This window comes from Vibrio sp. 1180_3 (assembly GCF_029478545.1).
GTDB lineage: Bacteria > Pseudomonadota > Gammaproteobacteria > Enterobacterales > Vibrionaceae > Vibrio > Vibrio aestuarianus.
The window spans coordinates 1-249 of sequence record NZ_SJFM01000297.1; the positions used below are offsets into that span (position 1 = coordinate 1).

At 45.4% G+C, this 249-nt stretch carries 1 protein-coding gene; it reads right to left on the reverse strand.

Features of this window, described 5'->3' with window-relative positions; all coding sequences use genetic code 11:
- The coding region (locus EYW48_RS21620; protein WP_277433124.1) for a reverse transcriptase domain-containing protein at positions 1-249 on the reverse strand (249 nt) is incomplete at both ends.

A 249-nucleotide genomic window follows, 5' to 3' on the forward strand; every position in this document is an offset into this window, starting at 1 on the left:
CTCTTTCTGCTAAGAAATCAGCAATCAACGGTTTAATATCGTTCTCCAGCACTTCCTTTGAAGCACAGGTGACGACGAAATCGTCGGCGTATCCAATAAAGTTGGCTCTAGCACCCTTTTTTAGTGCAGTAGACTTAATGCGTTGCTCAAGCCCTGCAAGAGTCATAAGCATCAAGGTCGGAGATATGACCCCACCTTGTGGTGTTCCCTCGTCAGTGTGATAGAACAACCCTTTGTCTATAAAACCAG